7 protein-coding genes and 1 tRNA gene are annotated in these 10519 nt (G+C 70.3%); 5 read left to right on the forward strand and 3 right to left on the reverse strand.

The genetic code is table 11. From position 1 onward, the window contains the following. Positions 1-18 precede the first annotated feature (18 nt). On the reverse strand, positions 19-1527 hold the full coding sequence (locus tag AC3DEV_RS08130) for a tyrosine-type recombinase/integrase (protein WP_488371778.1): 1509 nt from the start codon (positions 1525-1527) through the stop codon (positions 19-21). A gap of 38 nt (positions 1528-1565) precedes the next feature. Then, on the reverse strand, positions 1566-2054 hold the full coding sequence (locus AC3DEV_RS08135; protein ID WP_488371779.1) for a hypothetical protein: 489 nt from the start codon (positions 2052-2054) through the stop codon (positions 1566-1568). Positions 2055-2212: 158 nt separating this feature from the next. Between AC3DEV_RS08135 and AC3DEV_RS08140 the strand changes: the two genes are divergently transcribed. The 5 genes from AC3DEV_RS08140 to AC3DEV_RS08160 all read left to right on the forward strand — a co-directional run bounded on the left by AC3DEV_RS08140 (position 2213) and on the right by AC3DEV_RS08160 (position 10280). Continuing rightward, a complete protein-coding gene (locus AC3DEV_RS08140; RefSeq protein ID WP_253702163.1) occupies positions 2213-5101 on the forward strand; it encodes a DEAD/DEAH box helicase in 2889 nt (962 codons plus the stop codon). 113 nt (positions 5102-5214) lie between these two features. Beyond that, complete coding sequence (locus AC3DEV_RS08145) at positions 5215-5853, forward strand: hypothetical protein (protein ID WP_488371780.1); 639 nt, start codon at positions 5215-5217, stop codon at positions 5851-5853. Between the two features lie 50 nt (positions 5854-5903). Further along, positions 5904-7091: a metallophosphoesterase family protein gene (locus tag AC3DEV_RS08150; protein WP_488371781.1), complete on the forward strand. Its 1188-nt coding sequence runs from the start codon at positions 5904-5906 to the stop codon at positions 7089-7091. Next, positions 7088-9724 (forward strand): AAA family ATPase, encoded by a 2637-nt coding sequence (locus AC3DEV_RS08155; RefSeq protein WP_069389618.1) that lies wholly within the window; start codon positions 7088-7090, stop codon positions 9722-9724. Before AC3DEV_RS08150 ends, AC3DEV_RS08155 begins: the two co-directional genes overlap by 4 nt. Positions 9725-9800: 76 nt before the next feature. Continuing rightward, positions 9801-10280 (forward strand): MarR family winged helix-turn-helix transcriptional regulator, encoded by a 480-nt coding sequence (locus tag AC3DEV_RS08160; protein ID WP_067718370.1) that lies wholly within the window; start codon positions 9801-9803, stop codon positions 10278-10280. 61 nt (positions 10281-10341) lie between these two features. Here the strand turns inward: AC3DEV_RS08160 and AC3DEV_RS08165 are convergent. After that, positions 10342-10414, reverse strand: a tRNA-Arg gene (locus AC3DEV_RS08165). Between the last annotated feature and the right edge of the window lie 105 nt (positions 10415-10519).

Consider the following 10519-nt stretch of genomic DNA (forward strand, 5'->3'; position numbering starts at 1 on the left):
CATCGACTGCTTCGCATCTCATGCGTCTGCCACCCGGTCGTCCAGGGCAGCGACCTGCGAGAGTGTGTCGTCGAGGGCCAGCGGAGCACCCTCAGCGGCCCGCATGAACCACTCCCACTCCAGCGCCAGAACGGGTGCCAAATAGTAGTTCCGAGTGGTCTCGACGCTCCGGTGCCCCAGCAGCGTCTGGACTCGCAGCCAGATGTTTTGGCTGCGCACCATCGAGTCGAACGCGCCGGGCGTTAGTGCACCACGCTGGCACATTTCCATGTGTGCGGCGAGTGCGAACACATACAGCGCGAACGAGTGGCGAAGCATATGGGGATGGACCCGAATCGTAGTGTCATCGAGGACCGCGAGACCGGTCCCCCACGCCCCGCGAGCACCCGCCGTTCGGGCGGAAGCTGACTTGAAGACGCTGTTCCAGTTGGAGGCGCCGACAGGCTTCCCGCCCGTCCCGAGCCACACCATGAGAGGACGCCGACGCCCCTCCTCATCCAGTGCGTACATGCGTGTGCGCTGGGCGAGCGTGAGGTCGTCCAGCCGCCACCAACGCTCTTCACCAGCCATTGCGGGTCGGCTCACCAGGACCTTGGTCGGAATCCCTCCGCGGCGGGAAATCTCTTTCAGGATCAGCGGGTCCGCGTCCTGCTCGTAGATGCCAGACCGAAGGCCGAACGCCACCTCGACCTCACGCGCCCCGGTTACATATGACGTGATCGACTGGTGCGTCGCGCGGTCCAGGTACATCATCCGGCCCCGCGATGGGCTCCCTTTCGACAGCGAGGCTGGCACGCGCCCAGAGACTAGTCGCGTGCTGAAATCAGCGCTGGGAATCTCAAACGTCAGCAGCCCGGCACCTTCAGTTCGTCGCAGGCCAGTGTGGTAGAGCAAGTCCGCGTACGCGGTGTTCCTCTCACGCATCATCAGCGATTCGCCGCGAGCTGATCCAATCCCCAGCAGGCCCTCGGACCGCCAACGGTCGTACGCCCGGCGGGTCAGCCAGTTGACGTCCGCTGACGACTGTCCTTTGGTGGCATTGATCCGTCCCGACGGCACTGGATTGCCGGAGATAAATCCCAGACCCACAGCCACGTCGTAAAGCGAGCGAATTGCGACCAGGTTGCGAGCTAGCGTTGATGCAGATACCGGCTCCGCCGGAATATCTCGCAGATCATCATCGCCCGAGGCGCCAAAGCGACGGCGGTCCATGAAATCGTTTAACTCAGCGCGGCGCACCGTAAGCCAGTCATACCCCGGACCAAGCCATCTGAAAAAGAGCGCCACATCTGACGCATAAGCGGAAGCCGTATTGACGGAGTGATACCCTCGCGCCCACTCGGCAACCGCAGGATGAATATTCCCGTTGGCAGTCAACGGAATATAGAGAGGAGCCTTCCGGCCAAGAATCCCAGTCGACTGGCTCATTAAGGACTCCAGCCACGCAGGCCGGTCAACCATGTCCGACAACACACTCAGACGGACGGTCTTCACCTGCGCGAGGTTCATGGGTTGCGAGACGGTCATGTCAGCCAGCGTAGAGCGCACCCAACAGTCGCCGGTTATTACATAAGGTCGCAGACGTGGTCGACGTGGATGCCGCGCACCCCCGTGGTGCCCACGTCGACGAGCCTGCCGGTGTACGGATCGGTCAGGACTCCGCCAGACACCTCGCACCGTGCCCCGGGCGTCCTGGTGCCGCCGACGAGGTCGCGAGCCAGGACATCGTGACGGGTGGAGCACCCGTTTCGGGACCCCGGCGCCCCGGTGGTGTCACTCCAGGCCGGGCCGAACACGCACGCGGACGCCCCCGAGCAGTCCCGCTCGTACCCGGGAGCGGGGTTCCGCGACTCCACCACCTCGACCGCGTCGAGCAGTGCCCCCACCGCTTCCCGCGGTGGGCTGCCCGGGACGGAGCGGGGCGGTTGGCCGGACCACCACACGGCGGCGAGCACGCCGAGCACGACGAGGGCCAGGGCGAGCGCCCGGGGTGCGGGCGGCCGCACGACTCGGCCAGCAAGCGGGCGCCTCCGGGTACGGGGATCATGGCTCACGCATCGAGTCTGAACGCGGATGTCGCCGGCTCCCGCCCGCCGAGGGGGTCGGCAGGGCGGGACTGTGGACAGGTGCGCGCCTGTGGACAGCGGCCTCGCCTGTAGCTCTCAGGGGAGCACGCGGGCCCGCTGTCGGACCGGCGTGCTTACATGTGCACGTGACCCCGACCGCCGCACCCCGACTACACGCCGTGTGGCAGTCCGGGGTCGTGGGGTTGTGGTGCGAGACGGGATTGCGTAGGCCGGAATCGATCGCCCCCGCCGCCGAGGTCACGGCTGTGGGCCGGGCCGGAGCCCCGCCGGAGGTGATCCGGTTCCTGGAGCGCTACTCGCTGACGCACCGGATCGGGGTTCGTGCCCCGGTCGAGGGCCGGGTCCGGACCGCGACGGTGCCGGGGATCCGGGTCTCGGTCGGCGCGGCGGTGGATCTGTCCGGGATGGTCGACGCCACCGACCACTGGGTCGGATCCGGGCTGCGGGCCCTCGCGGCACTCTCGTCGGGCGTGGCCGCCTTCGTGCGTGCGGGGCACGTCGTCCCCGTCCTCGGCCGTTCGGAGGGCGCATGGGACGCGTCATGGACTCTCGCCGCCTCACCCGTGGTGTCGGCGTGGGCAGCGGAGAGCCTGTCCCGGTGCCACGGGCTGGTGGCGAACCGCGAGGACCTCGACCGACTACTCGCCGCCCTGGCGGACCAGCACGCTCGGATGGCCCTGGCGCCCCTGGCGGGCGATCGCCGGAGCGACCTGGGCACGGCCTTGATCACGGGCGGGGGCGTGACGTCCGGGGGCCAGGCGTTGGCGGAAGCGATCGACGAATTCGGACGGGCGGCGGCGGCACGGGACGTCGAGGTGGTGTTCCGGATCGTCGAGCCGACCGGCGGTGACGACGAGGGCCCGGGCGATTCCGACGGCGGGGCCGGGCACGCCGCGCCCGGGGAGATCCTCTGGCGGCTGGAGACGCTGGTGCGCACGGGCACCGATTCCCTTCGGCCCTTCACCGAGCTGCCCGATACGTCGGCCGTGGGTGACGCGGTGCGCGACGTCGTCGACCGGGCGGTCCGGTCGTGGCCACCGCTGGGGCGTGCCACCCACACCGCCGGCAGTCCGGACCTGATGATGCCCACCGACCTGGTGGTGCAGTTGGTCGACGAGGGGGTGGAGGCACTACGGGGGAGAGGTGTCGAGATCCTCCTGCCGCGAGCCTGGACCAGGGTGCGGACCGCCGTCCGGGTCGCGGTCACGGAGCCGGGCACCGAGAACGTCGATTCGGGGCGTCGGCTCGGGCTCGATCAGCTGGCGGACGTGAACTGGGAGATGGTCGTCGACGACGTCCCCCTCGACCCCGCCGAGGCCCAGATGCTCCTCGACGCCGCGTCCGATCTGGTCAAGCTCCGCGGACAATGGGTCCGGGCGGACCCCGGTGCACTGCGTCGGGCGGCCCGCTTCCTCGCCGCGCGGCGCGGGGGGCGGGTCACGGCACCCGCACTGGTCGCCGCCCTGATGTCCGAGGAAGGCGAGGGCGTCGAGGTGGAGGCGCCCACGACCATCGACTGGATTCCCTCGTCGTCGTCGATCCCGGTCGACCTCCCACCCTGGTTCCGCGCCACGCTCCGTCCGTACCAACTGGAGGGGGTGCGGTGGTTGACCGCGCTGTCCAGCGCCGATGTCGGCGCCGTGCTGGCCGATGACATGGGGCTCGGCAAGACCATGCAGGTGCTCGCGCTCACCGCGTCCGAGCACGCGGCGGGCCGGACCGGCCCCACTCTCGTCGTGGCGCCGCTCACCCTGGTGGCCACCTGGGCCCGGGAGTCGGCGACGTTCGCCCCGGAGCTGCGGGTCCACGTCCATCACGGACCGGCCCGCGAACGGGGTGACGACGCGGCCACACTACTCGGAGCCGCCGACCTCGTGCTGACCTCCTACGGGACGGCGTCCCGGGACGCGGAACTGCTCGCCCGGGTGGCCTGGCGGCGGTTGGTCGCCGACGAGGCCCAGACCATCAAGAACCCCTCCACCTCGGTCGCGCGCGCCGTCGTCTCGATCCCGGCGGAGCACCGGATCGCGCTGACAGGGACACCGGTGGAGAACCGGTTGGACGAGCTCCGCGCCGTCCTGGACTTCGCCAATCCGGGGATGTTGGGTTCGGCCAGCACCTTCCGTGCCCGGTTCGCGATCCCCATCGAGTCCCACCGTGACGAGGCCGCGGCATCGAGGCTCCGGGCACTCGCCGCACCGTTCGTGCTGCGCCGCCTCAAATCCGACCCCCGCGTGGTCGCCGATCTCCCGGACAAGCAACACATCAGGGTCGATTCGCCACTGACCCGTGAGCAGGCGACCCTGTACCGGGCGGTCGTCGAGGACATGATGGAACAGGTCAAGGAGTCCGAGGGGGCCGCCCGCAAGGGCGCCATCCTCTCGGGGCTCACAGCCCTGAAACAGGTGTGCAACCACCCCGCCCACTACCTCGGGGACGGGTCCGCACTCCTGCGCGGCGGCCGCCACCGTTCGGGCAAACTCGCCGCACTCGACGAGGTCCTCACCGAGATTCTCGACGCGGGGGAGAAGGTGCTGCTGTTCACCCAGTACCGGGCATTCGGCGATCTGATCCTGCCCCTACTCGAGCGTCGGGCCGCCACCGCCGTGCCGTTCCTGCACGGCGGGGTCACCGCGGCCGGACGGGCTCAGATGGTCGAGGAGTTCCAGGCATCGCACGGCCCACCGGTGATGCTCGCGTCGCTACGCGCGGGAGGGACCGGACTGACCCTCACCGAGGCCAACCACGTCGTACACCTGGATCGCTGGTGGAACCCGGCGGTGGAGAACCAGGCCACCGACCGGGTACACCGCATCGGCCAGACCCGGGTGGTACAGGTGCGCACGCTCGTCGCACCGGGCACGGTCGAGGACCGTATCGACGAACTCCTCGAAGCCAAGCGGGACCTCGCGGAGTTGACGCTGGGACCGTTGGCCGGCGCGCTGACCGAGCTCGCGGACGCGGACCTGGCGGCACTCGTCGAGTTCACCGACGTGGGGCGGGACGAACCGTGAGCGGCGAAGCGGGCATCCGGGCGAGGTCCCGGGCCGGGCAATTCGGCGCACACATGTGGAGCAGACGTTGGGCGAGTGACATCGAATCCGGGGTGTCCCGGGGTGACGCCCACATGGCACGACAGGACGCCCGCAGGGACAAGGTCCTCTCCCTGCACCACTCGGGCCGGTCCGTCCGGATCGACGTCGACGGGAGCAGACCGGAACCCTTCACCGTGGAGTTCACGTTCGCCCCGCTCGACGACACCGACTCCGACGCCCTGCGCATCGCCCTCAGGCGGGAGGAACGGGGAGTGCTCGGCGCCCTGGCCGGGGACTTCTCCGACACCATCGGGTTCCTCCTCCTGCCCGCGGTGCACGGGGCGACCACGTTCACCTGCCATTGTCCGGTGCAACCCGGCCCCTGCCGACACGTGCTGGCGGCCGCCTACATCATGGTCGAGTGGTGGGACTCCCGGCCGGAGGTGTTGTTCGAGCTCAGGGGCCTGCGACCCGAGCAACTCGGCGCCGTCCTCCGGGGCGGAGGGGACGACGACGAGGTGTCCTTCGACGTGGAGGAGACGCTGTGGGGTGGTGAGCCGATCCTGCCGGCGTCGCCGTCACCCGGACCGGCCGGTCTCGAGGACCTGCTGGACGCGCCCGTCACCCGCAGGCTCGCCGCGGCGGCGACCAACGACGCGCTCGAGCAACTCCGGGTGGTGGCGGACCTCGAGGACTTCCTCGACGCGTTCGGCCGGTACCGGCCGCGGTGAGGCGGGCCGCCGGTGCGTAGCGTGTCCGACCCGCGTCCTACGATGCGGCCATGACCAACCCACGGGACGGCGACGCCATCCGATTCCTCCACTCAGCCGATTGGCAGCTCGGTATGACCCGGCGGTTCCTCGGAGACGAGTCCCAGGCCGTCTTCACGGCGGACAGGCTCGCGGCCGTGGAGGCACTCGGTGGGTTGGCCGAGCGACACGGGGCACAGTTCGTGGTGGTCGCGGGCGACGTGTTCGAGGACAACGCGGTACCCCGGTCGGTGGTACTCCGCGCGGTCGAGGCCCTGTCCGCGTTCCCGGTGCCGGTGCTGGTGCTGCCGGGCAATCACGATCCACTGGACGTGTCCTCGGTGTTCCGGTGCAGGGACTTCTCCCCGGCGCTCGAGGGCGGGGCCGTCGTGGTCCTCGACGGTTCGGGCCCGGTCGAGGTCGTTCCCGGCGTCGAGGTGGTCGGCGTCCCGTGGACGTCCAAGCGCCCGGACCCCTCGCGGTTACCGGCGCTTCTGGCGTCTCTCGAACCCACTGACTCCGTGCGGGTCCTCGTGGCGCACGGGGGTACCGACGAGATCTACGGCGGGCACTCCCCGTCGGTCGAGGCGATCGCCGTGGCTTCGCTGGAGGAGGCGATCGAGTCCCGCCGCCTGGACTACGTGGCGCTCGGGGACAGGCACTCGGTCACCCGCGTGGGCTCCGGCGGGCGCATCTGGTTCTCGGGGAGTCCGGAGACCACGGACTTCGACGACGTGGAGAAGGACTCCGGCAACGTCCTACTGGTCGAGCTCGGTGGGAGAGGTCCGTCGGGGGAGAGGCGAGCGTGCGAGGTCGCCCCGCTGGCGACGGGCCGGTGGTCCTTCCTGGCGGTGGACGCGGAGATCGATACGGACGGGGACCTCGACTCCCTCGCCGAGCGGATCGAGGCGGTGCAGGACAAGCCGCGCACCGTGCTGAAACTCGGGCTGACCGGCACCGTCGGGGTGGCCCTGCGCGCGCGGATCGATGCGCTCCTGGAGACCTGGGACGCGGTGTTCGCCTCCGCGTACCTGCGCCAGTCACGCACCCACCTCGTGGTCCGCGCGGAGGACTCGGACTTCACGGATCTCGTGGACGGGTATGCGGGCCGCGCGGTCGCGGACCTCGTCGACATGGCGGCCACCGGCGGGGTGGACGCCGAGGACGCCGGGCACGCCCTGAGCTTGCTGTACCGGCTCGTGGACGGGGGAACGCGATGATCCTGCACCGGTTGATGATCGAGGACTTCCGCGGGGTGGTGCGCGAGGAGGTCGACCTGCCCCCGCGTGGGGTGCTGGTGATCGAGGGCCCCAACGAGTCGGGGAAGACCAGCCTCATGGACGCCTTGGAGATGCTGCTCGAGCACAAGGCCTCGTCCGGGCGTGCCGAGATCAAGGCCGCCAGCCCTGTCGGCAGGGACGTTCCCGTGGTGGTGGAGGCCGAGTTCTCCGTCGACGGCGAACGGATGCGCTACCGCAAGGAGTTCGTCCGCGGCAAACGCACCTCCCTCGAGTTCCCGGGATCGGCACGCACGGCGATGGCGGGAGACGACGCCCACGACTTCGTCCGCGACCTGTTGGACCGTCAGGTCGACAGGTCACTGTGGCGCGCCCTGCGCATAGCCCAGGACGAACCTCTGGGCCAGGTCGACGCGGCCAAGGGTATGGACTCTCTCCGCCGCGCGTTGGACGCCGCGGCGGGCGGTGAGGACCCGACCGGCGACGACTCGCTGGTCGAGCGCGTCGCCGAGGAACGCAATCGCTATCTCACTGCGCGGCGGGGCGAGCCGACCGGCGACCTGGCGCGGTCGGAGTCCCGGCTCACCGAGGCGCGGGCCGCGCTGTCCGAGGCACGGGCCCGGCACTCGGAACTCGACGCGGCGGTCGCGGACCACGAAGCCCGGTCCGCCGTCCACCGCGCGCGACTCGACGCGCTCGCCACGCTCGAGAAGGAAGTCGGGCGTCTCGAGGCCGCGGGCCGGGCAGTCGCGGACCTCAGAGGGGTCAGCGCATCCGCCGATGCCGAGGTCGACCGGGCGGTGGCCGCGCATGACGCCGCGCTGCGCGAGCAACGAGAGCGTCGGGAACTCATCGACAGGGCGATGACCGAACAGCGGAGGGAGACCGATCTGCGGGCGGCCGCCGCCACCGCGGCCGAGAGGCTGGAACCAGCCCAGCAGCGGGCCCGTCGGGCGCGGGCCGAACTGGAGGCGGCGGAGAAGCGAGTGATCCGGGCCCGCACGCGCCTCGATGCCGCACGCGCGGTCGAGGAGGGCGACCGCAGGCGGGCGGACCTCGAGCACCTGGAACGACTCCTCGGGACCCTGACAGAGGTGGGGGACGAGCTGCGCCGCAAGGAGGCGGAGCTCGCCGCGGTCGACGTCGCCGATGGCTCGGTCGACGCCATCCGCCGCGCGGACGAGACGCTGCGGGAGGCCGTCATCCGGTCCGCAGCCAGTGCTCCCCGGGTGGAGATCACCGGGGAGGGCGAGTTCCGGGTCGGAGGGGAGGGCCTCGACGCCTCTGCGGGGTGGACGCACGAGATCGTGGAGGACACGGTCTTCGAGGTCGGGACGGTATCGCTGACTGTCGTCCCCGCGGGTGACACGGACTCCGTCCGACGGGACGAGCAGTCCGCTCGCCTCCGGCTGGACCACCTTCTCGCGGAGCTCGGTGTGGAGAACCCCACGGAGGCGGAGGAACGCTCCCGGCGGGCGGGCGCGCTGCGTGCCGAGATCGAGGCACTGCGTCGACGGCGATCGGACCTCCTCGGCGGCGAGACGGCGGATGATCTCACCGCGAGGCGGGACGACCTGCGCTCACGGGTCCCGGCCGGGACCGTGCCGTCCGGCCAGGTCGCGGAGGAGAGGGCAGGAGGAGCCGTCGCGGAGGGGGAGGACGATCCGGAGACCGAGTACGCCGCCGCGGAGGAATCGGTCGTCCGCTGCAGGGCGGAGGATCGTGCCGCATCCGCCGAGGCCGAAACACTCCGCACCGAATACGCGACCCGTATCGCACTGGCAGACGAGGCAGCCGGCCGGCACGGTGAGTGCGGGGAGGCGCTATCGGCCGCGCGAGACGCCACCCCGGATCTCAGCCTCGAGGAGAAGGCGGGGGAGGCGCGCCTCCGGGCAGAGACCGCCCGTGAGAAGGCACGGGAGGCGAAGGCGGAACTGGACGAGGCGCTCGCCGACGCGCCGCCCGGTCTGCTGGACAACGCCCGGGCCTCACTGTCTTCACTGGCCGCCGAGGAACGCGAATCGGCTGCTGCCGTCGCCACGTCGATGGGCCGGGTCAACGCGATCGGCGACCAGGGCCGGCTCGAGGGGGTCGCTTCCGCCGAGCGCGAACTCGAGGCGGCGGAGAGGGAGAACGCAGCGCTGTGGCGCCGAGCCCGTGCGGCGGACCTGCTCCACCGCACACTCGCGGCGCGTCGATCGGAGGCTCTGCTCGCGTACCAGGCCCCGTTCCACAGGGCGGTCGTCGAACTCGGTTCCCTCGTGTACGGGCGTGACTTCGACGTCAGGCTCGGCGAGGATCTGACCATCCTGTCCAGGCGGGTCGGGGATGTGACCGTCGACTACGAATCGCTGTCCGGGGGCGCCAGGGAGCAGTTGGCGGTGATCGTCCGGATCGCCTGTGCGCGACTCGTCGGCGACGACGGCGTCCCCGTTTTCCTCGACGACACCATGGGCTATACGGATCCCTCTCGCCGACTCACCATGGGAGCGGTCATCGCCGCGGCTGCGGCGACGTCACAGGTCATCGTGCTCACGTGCGACCGCGCCCGGTTCGCGGGCATCGGGGGCGCACACACCCACGTCATGCAGAGGTCTGGCGCCGATCGCGAGTGAACGCCGTTGACGGCGGCGGGCGCTCCGGAGCGATGGTGGAGGAATGCCGAGTGGGTCGTCGTGCTGTAATAGCCCCATGACGGAGACACGCTGGTTGAGCGATGACGAGCAGCGCATGTGGCGCCGGTACCGCGATGTGAACCAACTGCTCGAACTCGCCATGGAGCGCCAACTCCAGCGGGACGCCTCGATGTCTCAATCCGATTACTCGGTTCTGGTGAGCCTCAGTGAGGCCGACAACCGGGGACTCCGGGCGAGGGAACTCGGCGCCGCGCTCGGCTGGGACCGAAGCCGGGTCTCTCACCAGGTCCGGCGTATGGAGGGGCGCGGCCTGGTGGCCAAGGGAGAATGCGCGGAGGACGGTCGCGGGACCGTCGTCACCCTCACCGAGGCGGGCGCCCAGGCGATCGCGTCAGTGGCCCCCAAGCACGTCGAGAAGGTCCGGGAGCTGTTCATCGACGTGCTCTCCGAGCACGAGGTACTCGCACTCACCGACATCTACGAGCGAATCGTCGACCGCATCGGTGAGGTGGACGGCATCACCCGGCCCACCTGACGCGGAGCGGGAGAGACGAGAAGGGCCCGGGCAATCGCCCGGGCCCTTCTCGTCCTGCGTGTGCCCCCGAAGGGAATCGAACCCCTGACCTTTGGTACCGGAAACCAACGCTCTATCCCCTGAGCTACGAGGGCGGGATACCGACCCTCACGGGCCGGAGGCCGCTCCAGCGGACACCCCGCACTGGCGGGGATCGCTCGAACAGCGAGACTGATCGTAGCACCGGCGGTCGGGCAGGA

Source organism: Dietzia sp. IBK-p2-15D (assembly GCF_057773105.1).